The following is a 16,039-nucleotide window of genomic DNA, read 5'->3' as shown; positions in this document are numbered from 1 at the left end:
CACCGGGCGTAGCGCGCGGTGGGTCAGCGGAGCCAGGGAAGGTCCGCACCCGCCTCGTTGGGCTGGAGGCCCTCGGCGACGATCTCCATGATCTCGCCGAGGGCCTTCTGCTGTTCCGGGGTCAGCCGCTCGAACAGGGCCTGGCGTACGGCGGCCACATGGCCGGGGGCGGTGCGGCCCAGCACCTCGGCGCCCTCGTCGGTGAGCACCGCGAACTGACCGCGCTTGTCGGAGGGGCAGTCCTCGCGGCGGACCCAGCCGTTCTTCTCCAGCCGGGCGATCGCGTGGGACAGCCGGGAGCGGGTGATCTTGGACCTCATCGCCAGCTCGGTCATCCGCAGCCGGCGGCGCGGCGCCTCGGCGAGGCCGACGAGGAGGCCGTAGTAGACGTGCGGCATGCCCGCGTCGCGCTGGAGCTGCCGGTCGAGGTGGTCCTCCAGGAGGGTGGTGGCGTGCAGGTAGGCGCGCCAGACGCGCTGCTCCTCGTCGGTGAGCCAGCGGTGCCGGCCGGCGGAGTCCGTTGCCGTGTTCATGTGTCCCACTGTACGAGGCATCTCCTTGAAACTTGAACAAGTCGGGCGTAGTGTGCAGTCATAGAGCTTGAGACTTAAAGCATCTTTCGGAGTCTCGAAGGGTGCGTCTCGCAGGAACCGAGCACCGGGAGCCGCCGTCATGTCCGCCGCACCGCAGGAGACGTCCGCTGCCGGGCGGGAGCGCATGCCCGCCCTCTACCTCAGCCACGGCGCCCCGCCGCTCGCCGACGACCCGGTCTGGCCGGGGCAGCTCGCCGCCTGGTCGGCCGGTCTGCCGCGCCCCAAGGCGATCCTCATGGTCTCCGCCCACTGGGAGGAGGCCCCGCTCGCCCTCGGCGCCGTCGAGACCGTCCCGCTCGTCTACGACTTCTGGGGCTTCCCCGAGCACTACTACCGGGTCCGGTACGCCGCCCCGGGCGCGCCCGAGCTGGCCGCGTCCGTCCGCAAGCTGCTGCGCGCCCCCGGCGTCCCGGTCCAGGACATGCCCGACCGCGGCCTGGACCACGGCGCCTACGTGCCGCTCGTCGAGATGTTCCCGGACGCCGACATCCCCGTCCTGCAGATCTCCATGCCGACCCTCGACCCGGTCCGGCTGATGGACATCGGCCGCAAGCTGGCCCCGCTGCGCGACGAGGGCGTGCTGATCGTGGGTTCCGGCTTCTTCACCCACAACCTCGCCGCCCTGCGGCACACCGGGGCCGGCGTGCCGACCTGGTCCGCCGAGTTCGACGACTGGGGCCGCAGAGCCCTGGAGGCCCGCGACTGGGACGACCTGCTGGACTTCCTCCACAAGGCCCCGGCGGGCCGCTACGCCCACCCGCGCACCGAGCACTTCGCCCCGCTCTTCGTCACCATGGGCGCGGCCGAGGCGGGCGGCGAGCTGGACGCGCAGAAGTCGGTGATCGACGGGTTCTGGATGGGGCTGGCGAAGCGGTCGCTGCAATTCGGCTGAGCGGCTGCCCGCGGGGCGCCCGCGCCGTGCGCTTGCGGCCCGTCGGCGCGCAGTGCCCGCGCGGCGCCTACGCAGGGCGCTCGTGGAGCGCCTGGCCGAGGGGGGCCTGCCCGAGGTCCTTCTCATACCAGGCCACGTCCCAGTAGCGGCCGAACTTGCGTCCCACCTCCTGGTACGTGCCCACGTGCCGGAAGCCGAAGCGGGCGTGCAGCCGCCGCGAGGCCTCGTTCGGCTGCGCGATGCCCGCGTACGCCCGGTGCAGGTCCTCGCCGGCCAGCGCCCTGAAGAGGGCGCGGTAGAGCAGGGTGCCGATGCCGCGGCGGCCGGCGGCGCCCCCTCTGAGGGAGTCCGGTGCGACGTACACGGTCGTCTCCACGGAGGTGGAGTAGGCGGGCTTCGCGCGGTAAGGGCTGGATGTGGCGTACCCCAGGATCCGCTGTGAGTCCGCCGCCGTGGCAACCATCAGGCGGTGCGGGCCGTCTTCCGGGTGGGAGAGCAGCCAAGGGCGTCGCTCTTCCGCGGTGAAGATGGCCGTGTCGAACGTGATCGCCGTCTCACGCACGTAGTGGTTGTAGATCTCCGTGAGGGCTTCGAGATCCGCCTCGATGCCCGGCCTGACCTGCACTTCCGTGTGTGTCGACGGCATTGCGCCTCCCCGTGTGGCCGACAGGGTACTGCATGATCAGAAAAATTGAGGGTCGGGTTGGGAATTCTGTCCGGATTCCAGTCGTTGTTTCCCACGGATGCAGGGCACTCGAGGAGAGTCCAAAGGGGTCAGATCCGCAAGACGATCCGTTCGTGTGCCGAGCGTTCGAAGGACCACCCGCCAGCCCACCATCGCAAGGGAGCACGCATGGCAACCCGTGCCGTCGCCCGTCGTAAGTCCGCCACTGGCGAGACGGCCGACTCGGCAGGCAGTGTTCGCGCCCACGCCGGCGAGATCGCCGACCGCGACCTGGTCGGCATGTACCTCGACGAGATCGCGCGTACGCCGCTGCTCGACGCCGCCAAGGAGGTCGAGCTGTCCCAGACCATCGAGGCGGGTGTGTTCGCGCGGCAGGTCCTCGCCGGTGAGGAGGAGTCGAAGTCCGACGCCACCCGCGAGGAGCTTCAGGCCCTGGTCGACGCCGGTGAGCGGGCCAAGGACGTCTTCATCCGGTCCAACCTCCGCCTCGTCGTGGCGGTGGCCCGGCGCTACCCGCGCAGCGGCCTGCCGCTGCTGGACCTGATCCAGGAGGGCAACGCCGGTCTGGTGCGCGCCGTCGAGAAGTTCGACTACCGCAAGGGCTTCAAGTTCTCGACGTACGCCACCTGGTGGATCCGCCAGGCCATCACCCGCTCGATAGCCGACCAGTCCCGCACGATCCGGCTCCCCGTCCACCTGGTGGAGGAGCTGGGCCGAATCCGCCGTGTCCAGCGGGAGTTCAACCGCGAGCACGGGCGCGAGCCGGAGCCCGCGGAGATCGCCGCCGAGCTGGGTTCGACGCCGGAGCGCGTGACCGACGTGCTCGACTGGTCCCGCGACCCGGTCTCGCTGAACATGCCGGTGGACGACGAGGGCGAGACCCAGTTCGGCGACCTGCTGGAGGACACCTCGGCGGTCTCCCCGGAGCAGTCGGTCCTCACGCTCCTGCGCAGCGAGGAGCTGGACGACCTGATCGGCCGTCTGGACCAGCGCACCGCCTCCATCATCAAGATGCGGTACGGCATCGAGGACGGCCGTGAGCGCACGCTGACGGAAGTCGGCAAGGAGCACGGCCTGACCCGCGAACGCATCCGGCAGATCGAGAAGCACGCACTGCTCGAACTGAAGAAGCTCGCCCGCGGCACCGGGTTCGACGCGGCGGCCTGACCGGCCGGCGTACGACCGCGCACACCCGGTGGCGAAAGACGGCGCAAACATGGCGCGGTACCGTCGCTTCAACTCCTGGGCCGGAGGGAAAAACCATTGCGGGCACCGGAGTTGGACTTGCACGGAGGGGCCGCACTCCCAGCCGCAGTACCCACCCCCACATGTGGCACGACGGGCATCCGCCAGACGCTCGCCGCGTGAGCCACGTTCCTACGCCACCCCCCCCGGCGTCGGAACGTTCCAGCCGGGCCCCGGCGCCTACCCCCCCAGGCGCCGGGGCCCGGCCTCATGCAGGTACGGCGGGCCACCCCGTACCTGAACCCCGGGGTGGCCCGCTCGAATGGCAGATTCTGCCACACCGGCATAGCCTGCCGAGGTGAGCACCCCCCGTACTACCGGCAACACCGCCCACCAGCCTGTTTCCGCCACCGCCGCGATGTCCCTGACCGAGCGCCGCAAGGCCGAGACCCGCATGGAGATCGCCCGCGCGGCGGCCGCGCTCTTCGTGCGCCAGGGCCTGCGCGCCACACGCGCCGAGGACATCGCCCAGGCCGCAGGCATCGCCCCGCGCACCTTCTACCGCTACTTCGCCTCGAAAGAGGAGGCGGTGGCGCCGCTGTACGCGGCGGGCGCCGAGCTCTGCATCCAGGCGGTCCACGACGCCCCGCCCGGCCTCTCCGTGCCGGAGGCGCTGCGTCACGCGGTCGAGCACACCCTCAGCCCGGGCGCCGGCGTCTCGGCGGCCTCCTGGGAGTGGGTCCGCACCCTGATCCGCCTGGCCGACGCGAGCCCCGCCCTGGGCAAGGTGTGGGCGGAGGTCTGCCGGACGTCCGAGGGCGCACTGGCGAGGACCCTGGCGGAACGGCTGCCGCCCGCGAAGTCCGAGGGCCCTGCGGATCCCGCGGGCGAGGCGGAATCCGGAGGCCCCGCGGACGCGCCGGATTCCGCCGACGACAACGTTGCCCCGGCGCCCGCGATCCCGCCGCACCTCCGTCTCACGGCGGCGGTGGCCGGGGCGGCGATTCGCGTGGCCGTCGAGTCCTGGGCCGTCACCGCCTCCCCGTCCACCGGCCCCGACGGCCCGGCGACCCTGGCCCTGCGGAACCTGGCGGCCCTGGAGAACTACGCCTGGCCCGAGCCCGCGTAGTCCTACGGGGCGGGGCGGGTGCTTCCCCCCGGTGTTCACAGGGTCCGGCCCGAGCAGGTGCCGGGCCCTCCGCCTGCCCGGCCCTCTTCCGGGCGCGCGCCCCGCCCTCTCCCGGTGCCTCGCTTTCTTCCGAGCGATGTCCGGACGGAACCGGAAGCCCGTTCATGCCCGATCGAGGCCCGAACTTGTTTACTTTGCGGAATTCCAGGCGTAGCCTCGCAGTGAAACAACACGTTCGGGCATGAGGTGGAGGTAAACGGGCATGTACGCACCGGAGCGACAGCAGGAGATCCTCCGCCTCGCCCGCGACGGCGGCCGGGTGGACGTCCTGTCGCTGGCGGAGGAGTTCCAGGTGACGGCGGAGACGATCCGCCGCGATCTGAAGGCCCTCGACCGGGCCGGCCTCGTCCGCCGGGTGCACGGCGGAGCGATCCCCGTCGGCCGTCTCGACTTCGAGCCGGACCTCGCCGAGCGCGAGTCGACCGCCGCCGACGAGAAGGACCGCATAGCCAAGGCGGCCCTCGCCGAGCTGCCCGCCGGGGGCACGCTGGTCCTCGACGCCGGCACCACGGTGGCACGGCTGGCCGCGGCGATCCCGCTGGAGTCCGCCCTCACCGTGGTCACGCACAGCCTGCCCATCGCCGCCCGCCTCGCCGACCACCCCGGCATCCAGCTCCACCTCATCGGCGGGCGGGTCCGGCACCGTACGCGGGCCGCCGTGGACGCCTGGGCGCTGCGCGCCTACGGCGAGATCCGCGCCGACGTCGCGTTCGTCGCCGCCAACGGCTTCTCCGCCGAGCACGGCCTGACCACCCCCGACCTCGCCGAGGCCGCCGTCAAGCGCGCGGCCGTCGCCGCCGCGCGCCGCGTGGTCCTCCTCGCCGACTCCGCCAAGCACGGCCAGGAGCACTTCGCGCGCTTCGGCGGCCTGAGCGACGTGGACCTGCTGATCACCGACAGCGGGCTGAGCCAAGAAGACGCCGCCGTCATCGAGCGCGGCGGCACGGAAGTAGTGCGCGCATGATCCTCACCGTCACCCCCAACCCGTCCCTCGACCGCACCTACGAGGTCCCCGCCCTGGAGCGCGGCGAGGTCATCCGAGCCACCGGTGAGCGCATGGACCCCGGCGGCAAGGGTGTGAACGTCTCGCGCGCCGTGGCGGCAGCCGGGCGGCGCACGGTCGCCGTCCTGCCCCTGGGCGGTGCGCCTGGCGCGCTGGTCGCCGAGCTGCTTCACGCCCAGGGCATCGAGGTCGCACCGGTCCCGGTCGCCGGGGCCACCCGGTCCAACATCGCGCTGGCGGAGGCGGACGGCGTGCTGACGAAGATCAACGCGCCGGGCCCGGACCTGTCCCCGGCCGAGCAGGAACTGCTCCTGGACACCGTCCGCGAGCAGTCGCGCGACGCCGAATGGATCGCCTGCTGCGGCAGCCTCCCCAGGGGGCTCGCTCCCTCCTGGTACGCCGATGTCGTCACCCGGGCGCACGCCGGGGGCGCGCGCATCGCCCTGGACACCTCGGGGCGTGCGCTGCAGGAGGCGCTGCGCGCCCGGCCCGACGTGGTGAAGCCCAACGCCGAGGAGCTCGCGGAAGCCGTCGCACGCCCCCTGGCGACGGTGGGCGACGCCCTGAAGGCCGCCGAGGAGCTGCGCGGAATGGGCGCGGGCGCCGTGCTCGCGAGCCTCGGCGCCGACGGTCAGCTGCTGGTGGACGGCGCGGGCGCCTGGTTCGGCAGCGCGCGGGTGCGCACCGTCCGCAGCAACGTGGGAGCCGGTGACTCCTCCCTCGCCGGTTTCCTGATCGCCGGCGGCAGCGGCCCCCGGGCCCTCGCCTCCGCCGTCGCCCACGGCGCCGCCGCCGTGCAGCTCCCGGGCAGCGTGATGCCGGCCCCGGCCGACCTGGACCCGGCGGCGGTCACGGTCACGGCCGACATCCCCGTCGACCGCGAACTGAGGGAGCCGGTGTCATGAGCCCCGTCTCGGTGCGCGGCATCCGCCCCGGCGGCAGGCATCTGGGCGCCAGCCCACGGCCCGCCCGCCCGGACCTCCCCACCGCGCCGGAGCCCGAACGGCGGGGCGCCCAGGCGCCCGTCGAATCCGGCCCCAGGGAGCAGGGGCCGCCCGGCCCCGGCTCCACCCGTCCCGAAGCCTCCCCCGACCGCACCCCCGTCCCCACCCCCGCCCACCCCATCCCCCGGGCGATACGCGTGCATTGGAGCCCGCGATGAGCGACATGATCACCGCGGACCTGGTCGACCTCGACCTGTCCGCCGACACCAAGGAAGCGGCGGCGCGCGCACTCGCCGAGCGCATGGTGGCCCTCGGCCGGGTGACCGACCTCGACGGCTTCCTCGCCGACGTGGCCGCCCGCGAGGCGCAGATGCCCACCGGCCTCGACGGCGGCATCGGCATCCCGCACTGCCGCAGCACCCATGTCACCGAGCCGACCCTCGCCTTCGGCCGCAGCGCCGACGGCATCGACTTCGGCGCCGCGGACGGCCCCGCCGACCTGATCTTCCTGATCGCCGCCCCGGCCGGCGCCGACGACGCCCACCTGACGATCCTGTCGTCGCTGGCCCGGCAGCTGATGAACGCCGAGTTCACCGACGCGCTGCGGTCCGTGGGCGCGGCGGGCGCGGCGGCGGCGCTCATCCGCGGGGAGGAGGCGCCGGCCGACGGCGCTCCCGAGAACACCGCCGCGGCGCCGGGGGCGGCCTCCGCCGGCGCCGCGGCGGGCAGTGCGCCGGAGCCGTCGGACGCCGGCGGACCGGCCCCGGCGGCCACCGAAGAACCCGGCGGACCGGCCCAGGCGGCCCCCGCGGCACCCGGCTCCGGGCCCGCCGCAGGCGCCGCCGCCGGTGCGGTCGCCGACTCCGTCCCGGACGAGCGGCCCTTCCGTATCGTCGCCGTCACCTCCTGCCCGACCGGCATCGCCCACACCTACATGGCGGCCGAGTCGCTGGAGAACGCGGGCCGCGAGGCCGGCGCCGAGGTGGCCGTCGAGACGCAGGGTTCGGCCGGCTTCACCCGGCTGGACCCCGAGGTGATCGCGGCGGCGGACGGCGTGATCTTCGCGCACGACGTCCCCGTACGCGACAAGGGCCGCTTCGCGGGCAAGCCGACCGTCGACGTCGGGGTGAAGGCGGGCATCAACCGGCCCGGCGAACTCATCACCGAGGTGCGGGAGAAGGCCGCGCGCGGCGAGGTGTCCGCGCCCGCCGCGGCGGGCACACCGGTCGAGCGGTCCGGTGACTCCCGCGAGGGCTACGGCACCAAGCTCCGCAAGTGGCTGATGAGCGGCGTCAGCTACATGGTCCCGTTCGTCGCCGCGGGCGGTCTGCTGATCGCCCTCGGCTTCGCGATCGGCGGCTACAAGATCAACAAGGCGCCCTCGGTGATGGACCACTTCGTGTGGGCCCAGGCCGACAGCTGGGGCGCGCTGCTGTTCCAGATCGGCGGCGTCGCGTTCGCCTTCCTCGTCCCGGTGCTGGCCGGCTACATCGCCTACGGCATGGCGGACCGTCCCGGCCTCGTCCCCGGCTTCGTGGGCGGCTCCATCGCGCTGACGATCAACGCGGGCTTCCTCGGCGGACTCGCGGCCGGTCTGATCGCCGGCGGTGTGGTGATGGCGATCCAGCGGGTCCGCATCCCGGCGGCATTGCGCGGCATCATGCCGGTGGTGGTGATCCCGCTGATCTCCTCGGCGATCGTCGGGTTCCTGATGTTCGTCGTGATCGGCAAACCCATCGCCTCGGCCCAGAAGGGCATGACCGACTGGCTGAACGGCCTCACCGGCACCAACGCCATCCTGCTCGGCGGCCTGCTCGGCCTGATGATGTGCTTCGACCTGGGCGGCCCGGTGAACAAGGTGGCCTACACCTTCGCCACCGCCGGCATCGCGGTCGCCGCCCCGAGCGACTCCGCGATGAAGATCATGGCCGCGGTGATGGCCGCCGGCATGGTCCCGCCGCTGGCGATGGCCCTGGCCACGACCGTGCGCGGCAGGCTCTTCACCCAGACCGAGCGCGAGAACGGCAAGGCCGCCTGGGTGCTGGGCGCGTCCTTCATCTCCGAGGGCGCGATCCCGTTCGCCGCGGCGGACCCGCTGCGGGTCATCCCGTCCGCCATGGTCGGCGGCGCGCTCACCGGCGCCCTGTCGATGACCTTCGGCGCGACCCTGCGCGCCCCGCACGGCGGCATCTTCGTGGTCCCGCTGATCGGCAACCCGTTCCTCTACCTGATCGCCATCGCGGCCGGCGTCCTCGTCACCACGGCCCTGGTCGTCGTCCTCAAGGGCATGCGCCGGCCGGTCCCGGGGGCCGCGGCCGGCGACCCCGCCGCCGGTCCCGCCACGGCGGCGCCGGGGACGAAGCAGGCGATCGCCGCCTGACGGGCAGCCGCGCCTCTTGTCCCTTTGGTGCGCTGTGAGTTGTTCACGGCACCTGCGAGATACGTCACGGTCCGGGACCAAAGTCCCGGACCGTGGTGTCTACTGGGGGGCATGCCTGAGCACGTCTCGACACTCCAGCTGACCGGCGCGGCCGTCCTCACCGCCGCGGGCGTCGTCTGGGCCGTCATCGTGATGCGCCTGCTGCGCCGCTTCCGTGTCGAGGCCGCCGCCGACCGGCGCCGGGCCGCCGCTCTCCCCGTGCTTCCGGTCCTCCCGGCTCTGCCCGCCCTTCCCGAGCAGCGGCAGGCCGGTCCGTCGCGGGAGTCGGTCGAACTGAGCCCCGAGGAGCAGGACGCCTTCGCCGGCCTGGTACGGCGACTCGGCGGCCGCTGACGGCCGCGGACCGGGCCGCACCACCGAACCCCGGACCCGCCGGGCCGGCCGGCCTCAGACCTGTCGCGCCGCCCGACGCTCCATGGCGTCCCGGGCCGCGTCCTGCGACATGTAGACCTCGCACATGTGCCGCCCGTCGGGGGTCGCCGTGTGCTCCACCTCCCACAGGGAGACCTCGCCGCCGTCCGGCAGCAGGAACGCGTGCTCGTACAGCGCGAAGCTCAGGCCCGCCCGTGCGGGCCGTCCCGGTCGTCCGAACGCCTGGGTGATCTGGTGCGCGGACGCCGTCGCCAGCAGGGCCGCCACCTCCGCTCCCGGCCGGTCGGGGTTCTCCGCGCGGCGCAGCAGCCGGCGCGCGTGGTCCGCCGTGTCGTCCGGGGCGTACACGTGCCGGGGCTCGGGTATCGCGGAGAGCTGCGTCACCACGGGCAGTTCGAAGTCCGCCGTGTCCGGCGGCAGCGGGAGCCGGCCGGTGGCGGTGTGCAGCTCCTCCTCGTCGACGTACACCTCGTGCTGCGTCTCGCCGCCCGGAGCGGTGTTGTGCACCAGCTCCCACAGGGTCACCGCCGAGCCGTCGGCGAGCAGCCAGGTGTGCCGGTAGGTCTCCCGGTGCAGTCCGGCGCTGTGGTGCGCGGAGTGCAGGGAGCCGTCGTGCGCCAGGGCGCACTCGAGGAGGCGGAGCACCTCGTCGGGCAGCTCGAAGGAGTTCAGGGCACGGCCGAGGAGCCGCGCGAGGTGCTCCTCCGGAGACTCGGGCGACTCGGCTGGTTCGTACGCTGCCGTCTCGTACGGAACGCTCAAGGTTTCTCCCGGCGTTGCTGCATGTCACCTGGTGGGTGCATACCGTAGCCCCTCGGTCGGACATCATGTCCCCGATCCGAGAAAACGTATGCGGGGAAAACGCGAGGGCCGCGCGAAAAGTTCCCGCGCGGCCCCACCGTCCGTCAAAACCCGCCCGTCAGACGGCACTTCCGGCGGTCCAGTCGCTCCACGACAGGTTCCAGCCGTTGAGGCCGTTGTCCGGCGCCACCGTCTTGTCGGGGGAGTTCTTCACGATCACTACGTCCCCGACGAGCGAGTTGTCGTAGAACCACTTGGCCGTGGTGTCGCCCTGCGCGCCCTGCACGTCGGCGAGGCCCACGCAGCCGTGGCTGGTGCCCTCCCGGCCGAACGGCGGGTTGCCCTTGTTGTACCAGTAGTTGCCGTGGATGAACGTGCCCGACGACGTCAGCCGCATCGCGTGCGGGACGTCCGCGATGTCGTACTCCCCGCCGAAGCCGACCGTCGAGCCGTTCATCCGGGTCTGCACGAACTTCTCGGAGATCACCATCTGCCCGTTGTACGTGGTGTGCTGCGGGCTGCCCGCGGAGATCGGCAGCGTCTTGAGCGTCCGGCCGTCCCGCACCACCGTCATGGTCTGGGTGCCGACGTCCACCGTGGAGACCTGCGAGCGCCCGACGGTGAAGGTCACCGTCTTCTTCTGCACGCCGTAGACGCCGTTCGCGCCCTGCACACCGTCCAGGTCGATCTTCATCGTGACCTTGGAGCCGGCCTTCCAGTACTCCTGCGGCCGGAAGTCCAGCCGGCGGTCCCCGAACCAGTGCCCGACGACCTGCTGGCCGCTGCTGGAGGCGACCTTGATGTGCGACTGCACGGCCTTCCGGTCGCTGATCGACTTGTCGAAGGTGAAGGACACCGGCATGCCCGCACCGACCGTGGTGCCGTTGTCCGGCGTGTAGGTGCCGATGAAGCTGTTCGACGAGGAGACGGTGGTGAAGATGGAGTTGGCCGCCGCGGTGCGCCCGTCGCCGTCCTTCGCGGTCGCCGCTATCCGGTACTTGGTGCCGCGCTCGAGCTGCTGCTTCGGCTTCCAGGTGTGGCCGTCCGCCGAGATCGCGCCCTGCACCTCCTGGCTGGACCCCGACACGGTCATCTTCACGTCGGTCAGCCGCCCGTCGCTGACCTTGACGCCGGTGGCGTTGATGGACGCGCCGGTCGAACCGTCCTTCGCCGAGATCACGATCGTCGCCGTGGAGTTCTTGGCCGAGCCCTCGCCGTTCTTTCCGTCCTCGCCCGTGGCGCTGGCGTCGCCGCCGCAGGCCGTCAGGGTGAGGGCGCCGACCACCAGGGCGGCACAGGCCCCCAGTACGCGCCGCGTTGCGATGTCCGGCGTTGTCACGGGCTGCTCCCAGTTCGTGTGATGTGCTTGATCCGCTCCAGTGCGTGGGAAAAGAGGCCCGCGGCGCCGATGGGGTTCCCGCCGGTGCCCGTTGGCGTCGTCTGGTGACAGAACCGCGACAATCCGCATCCCGGAGTCACGCTTCCCGGGGTCCCGCCGCCGCGACCGCGCCCGTTACGCGCCCGGCGCCCGCCGCGCGCCGTACAGCTCCTCGTACGACGGCCACACCCCGCCGGGACCCGAGAACGGCTCGGCGGCGCGCACCGCCCGGACGATCGCCCGCGTCACCAGATCCGCGCCGGCCGCGAGGACGTCGTTCAGCTCCAGCGGATGCCCGCCGCCGAGCGGGCGCGCGCCCGTCGCCAGCGCGAACACCGTGTCCCCGTCGTGCAGCAGGTGCACCGGCCGCACGCCGCGCGCGATGCCGTCGTGCGCGGTGCCCGCCAGCTTCTGCGCCTGCGCCTTGCCCAGGTCCGCGTCGGTCGCGACCACCGCGAGCGTCGTGTTGAGCGGCGGGGGCGCGTTCCCGGCCGCCACCTCGGCGAGGCGCCGGCGCGCGGCCTCGTGCACCCGCGCCTCCGGGTACTCCACCCGGCCCTGGAACAACTCGCCGTAGAGCACGCCCGTCGCGGGGTCCGCGACGGACCCCACGGAGTTCACGACCACCAGCGCGGCCACCGTCACCCCGGAGTCCAGGACCGTGCTCGCGGTGCCCACCCCGCCCCTCAGCCCGCCCGCGACCGCACCCGTGCCGGCCCCGACGGACCCCTCCGGCACCCGGGCGCCCCGGGCGCTCGCCGCCGCGGCCTCCACCGCCGCGCGTCCCGTCGCCGCGTCCGGGCGGGCGCGGAAGTCGCCGCCCCGGCCCAGGTCGAAGACGCAGGCGGCGGGGACCACCGGCACCACGTGCGCCGGATCCGCCCCCACCGGGACCCCGCGCCCCCGCTCCTCCAGCCAGGCCATCACCCCGGACGCCGCGTCGAGCCCGTACGCGCTGCCGCCGGTCAGCACGACGGCGTCCACCCGCTGCACCACGTTTCGGGGGTCGAGGGCGTCGGTCTCCTTGGTGCCGGGGCCGCCGCCGCGCACGTCCACGGCGGCGACGGCACCCCCTTCCGGCGCGAGCACGACCGTGGTGCCGGTGAGCCAGCCGTCCCCGGTGCGGGTGGCGTGCCCCACCCGCACTCCGGCGACGTCCGTCAGAGCGTCGACTGTCATGCGGGCCAGTGTGGCCCAGCCGGCCCGCGCGGGAGAGGCACGGGCGGGCGTGGGTGAGGGTGCGTCAGGCGGCAGGTGAGGCGGTGTCCGAGTGCCGCCCGCGGGCGGCCCGGCGCGCCGTCAGGGTCACCCCTGTCGCCACCGAGGCCGCCGACACCAGCCCCGCCGCGAGCACCGCCCACTCGCCCAGGAAGGTGCAGCAGATCACCAGCAGCGCCGTGACCGGGAGCACCAGTTGCTGTCTTATGCCGGCCTTGAAGTGCCGCGAGTGCAGCGCCCACACCGTCAGCAGGTACAGCGCCGTCGGCAGTGTCACGGCCGCCGCGGCCGACAGCGTCGAGATGCGCGTCCGGCCGACCGTCTGCTCCACCGCCACCTCCAGACCGGCGCCGATCGCGGCGGCCGAGGCGAAGATCAGGTAGTGGCCGTAGCCCCACAGGAACGCCCGGGTGCTGGAACGCAGATGGCCGTGGATGGGCACCACGAAGTAGATCCACCAGGCGGAGAAGACGATCAGCAGGCCGCCCGCCGCGAGGGGCAGCAGCTCGCCCAGCGCGTCGTGCTCGCTCACCGCCGACTTCACGGCGACCGTGGCCGCCGCGATCGACTCGCCGAGCACGATGATCGTGAACAGGCCGTACCGCTCGGCGATGTGATGGGCGTGCCAGGACGTCGCGTGGGCCTTCTCCGCATAGACCGGCACGCACAGCTCCGCGACGGCCATCACCAGGAACAGCCAGGGCCGTAGCGGTTCGGGCAGCAGCACCAGACCGAGCCAGCCGACCATGCACAGCAGCACACCGCCGGCGTATCTGAGCGCGGTGGTCCGCTCCGCGCCCTCGGCCGATCCGGCCGCTCTGAGCCACTGCGCGGCCATCGCCAGCCGCATGATCACGTAGCCGAGCCAGACCACCAGGTAGTCATGGCGCTCGAACGCCGGGGCCACACCCGCGGCCAGCACCAGCACACCGGCGATCTGCACCAGGGTGACGACCCGGTAGAGCGCGTCGTCGTTGTCGTACGCCGAGGCGAACCACGTGAAGTTCATCCACGCCCACCAGATGGCGAAGAAGACCATCGCGTAGTTGAGGATCGCGTCGGCCACGTGGCCGGCGGCCCCCGTGTGCACGAGCTGGGCGCCCGCCTGGGCGATGGCCACGACGAAACAGAGGTCGAAGAACAGCTCCAGCGGCGAGGAGACCCGGTGGGCCTCGTCGCGCCCGCGCGCGGTGAGCCGCCGCAGGAGCGGCTGGGACTGCTGTGCGCCCGGCGAGGCGGGCGACGGAGCGGAACTCGACGTCATGTCTCCCAGGAGAGCAGAAGACGGCGGCGAAATCTTGTGACCGGATTCACGAGGCCGGGAGGGCGGCGGGCCGGGGCCGTACCCTTGAGGCATGAGCACCGCCCCCGAGCCCGAGCAGCGCGATCCGAAGGCCGCGCTGATCTTCGACGATCCGCTGAACCGGCAGAGTTCGGACGACACCGACCGCGGGTGGGGCGAGCGCCCGGACGGCGACGGCGCCGCCGACCTGAGGCGCTTCCTCGACGAGAAGCCGCCCCACCACATCTGAACCGCGGGCGGCGCCGCTCGGTCGTGTCCGCAAAGTCGCGTCGTTCGCCCGCAGGGCGGGCGTCGCGGCGTCCGGTGCGTGCTCTGGGGGTCCCCCGGCCGAAGGCTGGGGGAGTGCCGGCCGGATGCCCTCGTACTGGGTGTACTCGGGCTTTCGGCCGGTGCGGCGAGAGTGCGTGCCGGGCGTCGTGACGCAGACGCGACTTTGCGGACACGGCCTAGCGCCGGTCGTGGCCCGCCGTGCGCTGCGCGACCAGGGTGTCGCGGATCTCCTTGAGGACCGCCAGCTCGGTCACCTCGATGACCTCGTGCGTGCCCTCGCGCGCCTTCTTGCGGGCCTCCTGATGCGCCAGGTACTTCGACATCGGCAGGACCATCAGGAAATACACCACCGCGGCCGTGATCACGAAGCTGAGCGTGGCCCCGGCGACCGAGCCCCACATGATCGGCACACCGCTCTTGACCGACCCGTCCGGGTTCACCACGCACGGGTCCCTCAGGCAGGAGGTGTAGTGATCCAGGTTCTTCGTGCCGATGGCCCCGACCAGCGGGTTGATGAGACCCTTCACCACCGAGTTGACGATGTTCGTGAACGCGGTGCCGATCACCACCGCGACCGCGAGGTCGATGACGTTCCCCCGCATCAGGAAGGCCTTGAAGCCCTGCCAGACGGTGGGTTCCTTCTTCTCGATCACCTCGAGGGCACTCCTCACGTGCACAGGACGCGGAACAAAACGCTCCGCAACCTACGGCACGCTGGGGTCCCCATGTCCAATTCGGCAGCTTGTCCCAAGGTCGGGAGAACGGACTGAAGGCGTAATGGGCCGCGCGGCTCAGCACAGCGTCACCGCCAGCCGTGCCGTGGCGCTCGCCCCCACGAGCCCCGCCGCGGCGGGCCGCGGCACCGACAGCACGACCAGCGCCCCGCTCTCGGCCGCTCCCGTCAGCGGCTCGGGCACCTTCGTCACCCGCGCCCCGCGCACGAGCACCCGGGCGACGCCGCCGGCCGACGCGTCCTCGGCCGCGATCACGTCGACCCGGTCGCCCGGCCGCAGCAGCCGCACGGTGGCGGCGTCGGCGATGCGCACCGGCGCCGTGACCAGGTCCGCCGCCCGAGGGACACGCACGGAACGGGTGGCCGGATGGCCGCGGGCCCGGTCGCTCCGGTGCGGCTCGCCCGCGGACCGGGGCCCTGCCGCCACCAGCGCGGCCGCGGTCACGAGGAGCCCGGCGGCGAGGACCGGCCCGCGTCGCCGTACCAGCCGCTCCAGTCCGTACCGCCCGCCGCGCACCCGCACCGGGGCGAAGGGCGGCACCTCACAGATCGCCGGGGCGTCGGTGCCCAGCGGGCGGGGCAGCCGGACGGCCGGCGGGGCGGGGGAGCGCGGGTGCGGGGACGAGGGCGTGGGAGGAGCGGGGTACGACGAGGCCAGAGCCATGGGATTCACCGCCGGCGACGAGGGAGATCGGCTTGCGGTGCCACGATGACGCCTCGTGCCGGACCCCGCCGGCGCCGGTGGACGGTCGGCGGATTGTGGACAACTCGCCCACACGGAAGGGTGACCGCCCGTCCGCGCGCCGGCCCGCCCGGGCCTCCCGGGCCCGGCCCCGCCCCGGCCTCCCGGCCCTGGCCCGCGCCGGCTCCCCGGCCCTTGCCTCCCGGCCTGGTCCGTCGGCCCTGGCGTCCCGGCCCTGGTCCGTCGGCCCCGGCCTCCCGGCCCCGCCCCGGCCTCCCGGCCCTGGCCCGCGCCGGCTCCCCGGCCCTTGCCTCCCGGCCTGGTCCGTCGGCCCTGGCGTCCCGGCCCTGG

General features: G+C 73.3%; 17 protein-coding genes. 9 read left to right on the top strand and 8 right to left on the bottom strand.

Translation table 11 applies throughout. The features are described 5' to 3' along the window. Nucleotides 1-23: 23 nt before the first annotated feature. Nucleotides 24-533, bottom strand: coding sequence for a MarR family winged helix-turn-helix transcriptional regulator (locus ACZ7JA_RS21325; protein ID WP_351664964.1), 510 nt, complete (start codon nucleotides 531-533; stop codon nucleotides 24-26). Between the two features lie 139 nt (nucleotides 534-672). Between ACZ7JA_RS21325 and ACZ7JA_RS21320 the strand changes: the two genes are divergently transcribed. Beyond that, nucleotides 673-1,485, top strand: coding sequence for a dioxygenase family protein (locus tag ACZ7JA_RS21320; RefSeq protein ID WP_389303374.1), 813 nt, complete (start codon nucleotides 673-675; stop codon nucleotides 1,483-1,485). Between the two features lie 67 nt (nucleotides 1,486-1,552). On the opposite strand, the gene ACZ7JA_RS21315 is transcribed toward ACZ7JA_RS21320, so the two are convergent. After that, nucleotides 1,553-2,131, bottom strand: coding sequence for a GNAT family N-acetyltransferase (locus tag ACZ7JA_RS21315; protein ID WP_389449990.1), 579 nt, complete (start codon nucleotides 2,129-2,131; stop codon nucleotides 1,553-1,555). Between the two features lie 207 nt (nucleotides 2,132-2,338). Here ACZ7JA_RS21315 and ACZ7JA_RS21310 point away from each other — a divergent pair, with 207 nt between their 5' ends. The 7 genes from ACZ7JA_RS21310 to ACZ7JA_RS21280 all read left to right on the top strand — a co-directional run bounded on the left by ACZ7JA_RS21310 (nucleotide 2,339) and on the right by ACZ7JA_RS21280 (nucleotide 9,264). Next, complete coding sequence (locus ACZ7JA_RS21310; protein ID WP_351664958.1) at nucleotides 2,339-3,337, top strand: sigma-70 family RNA polymerase sigma factor; 999 nt, start codon at nucleotides 2,339-2,341, stop codon at nucleotides 3,335-3,337. 472 nt (nucleotides 3,338-3,809) lie between these two features. Then, nucleotides 3,810-4,484 (top strand): TetR/AcrR family transcriptional regulator, encoded by a 675-nt coding sequence (locus ACZ7JA_RS21305; RefSeq protein ID WP_450748630.1) that lies wholly within the window; start codon nucleotides 3,810-3,812, stop codon nucleotides 4,482-4,484. Nucleotides 4,485-4,746: 262 nt separating this feature from the next. Further along, nucleotides 4,747-5,508: a DeoR/GlpR family DNA-binding transcription regulator gene (locus ACZ7JA_RS21300; RefSeq protein WP_351664956.1), complete on the top strand. Its 762-nt coding sequence runs from the start codon at nucleotides 4,747-4,749 to the stop codon at nucleotides 5,506-5,508. Continuing rightward, complete coding sequence (gene pfkB, locus ACZ7JA_RS21295; RefSeq protein ID WP_470809734.1) at nucleotides 5,505-6,452, top strand: 1-phosphofructokinase; 948 nt, start codon at nucleotides 5,505-5,507, stop codon at nucleotides 6,450-6,452. Before ACZ7JA_RS21300 ends, pfkB begins: the two co-directional genes overlap by 4 nt. Next, nucleotides 6,449-6,709, top strand: coding sequence for a hypothetical protein (locus ACZ7JA_RS21290; RefSeq protein WP_351664952.1), 261 nt, complete (start codon nucleotides 6,449-6,451; stop codon nucleotides 6,707-6,709). The genes pfkB and ACZ7JA_RS21290 overlap by 4 nt, the downstream gene beginning before the upstream one ends. Continuing rightward, complete coding sequence (locus ACZ7JA_RS21285; protein ID WP_470809732.1) at nucleotides 6,706-8,871, top strand: PTS fructose transporter subunit IIABC; 2,166 nt, start codon at nucleotides 6,706-6,708, stop codon at nucleotides 8,869-8,871. The genes ACZ7JA_RS21290 and ACZ7JA_RS21285 overlap by 4 nt, the downstream gene beginning before the upstream one ends. A gap of 111 nt (nucleotides 8,872-8,982) precedes the next feature. Further along, on the top strand, nucleotides 8,983-9,264 hold the full coding sequence (locus ACZ7JA_RS21280) for a hypothetical protein (protein WP_403682195.1): 282 nt from the start codon (nucleotides 8,983-8,985) through the stop codon (nucleotides 9,262-9,264). Nucleotides 9,265-9,318: 54 nt separating this feature from the next. Here ACZ7JA_RS21280 and ACZ7JA_RS21275 read toward each other — a convergent pair whose 3' ends face one another. The 4 genes from ACZ7JA_RS21275 to ACZ7JA_RS21260 all read right to left on the bottom strand — a co-directional run bounded on the left by ACZ7JA_RS21275 (nucleotide 9,319) and on the right by ACZ7JA_RS21260 (nucleotide 13,964). Next, the gene (locus tag ACZ7JA_RS21275) at nucleotides 9,319-10,065 is read right to left on the bottom strand and encodes a DUF6227 family protein (protein WP_351664946.1); all 747 of its coding nucleotides are present in this window, start codon (nucleotides 10,063-10,065) and stop codon (nucleotides 9,319-9,321) included. 157 nt (nucleotides 10,066-10,222) lie between these two features. Continuing rightward, nucleotides 10,223-11,443, bottom strand: a complete 1,221-nt coding sequence (locus ACZ7JA_RS21270; RefSeq protein WP_470809729.1) for a L,D-transpeptidase — start codon at nucleotides 11,441-11,443, stop codon at nucleotides 10,223-10,225. 174 nt (nucleotides 11,444-11,617) lie between these two features. Next, entirely contained in the window at nucleotides 11,618-12,661 is a 1,044-nt protein-coding gene (locus ACZ7JA_RS21265) for a P1 family peptidase (protein ID WP_470809727.1), read from the bottom strand. Nucleotides 12,662-12,725: 64 nt separating this feature from the next. Then, nucleotides 12,726-13,964 (bottom strand): low temperature requirement protein A, encoded by a 1,239-nt coding sequence (locus ACZ7JA_RS21260; RefSeq protein WP_470809725.1) that lies wholly within the window; start codon nucleotides 13,962-13,964, stop codon nucleotides 12,726-12,728. 91 nt (nucleotides 13,965-14,055) lie between these two features. Between ACZ7JA_RS21260 and ACZ7JA_RS21255 the strand changes: the two genes are divergently transcribed. Continuing rightward, nucleotides 14,056-14,232, top strand: a complete 177-nt coding sequence (locus ACZ7JA_RS21255; RefSeq protein ID WP_389303399.1) for a hypothetical protein — start codon at nucleotides 14,056-14,058, stop codon at nucleotides 14,230-14,232. Nucleotides 14,233-14,449: 217 nt separating this feature from the next. Here ACZ7JA_RS21255 and mscL read toward each other — a convergent pair whose 3' ends face one another. Both mscL and ACZ7JA_RS21245 read right to left on the bottom strand, forming a co-directional pair. Beyond that, on the bottom strand, nucleotides 14,450-14,926 hold the full coding sequence (gene mscL, locus ACZ7JA_RS21250) for a large conductance mechanosensitive channel protein MscL (RefSeq protein WP_389303402.1): 477 nt from the start codon (nucleotides 14,924-14,926) through the stop codon (nucleotides 14,450-14,452). Between the two features lie 138 nt (nucleotides 14,927-15,064). Next, entirely contained in the window at nucleotides 15,065-15,670 is a 606-nt protein-coding gene (locus ACZ7JA_RS21245; RefSeq protein ID WP_470809722.1) for a hypothetical protein, read from the bottom strand. Nucleotides 15,671-16,039 lie beyond the last annotated feature (369 nt).

The organism is Streptomyces sp. NPDC038135 (genome assembly GCF_055601245.1).
This window is presented reverse-complemented; position numbering and strand designations above follow the sequence as displayed.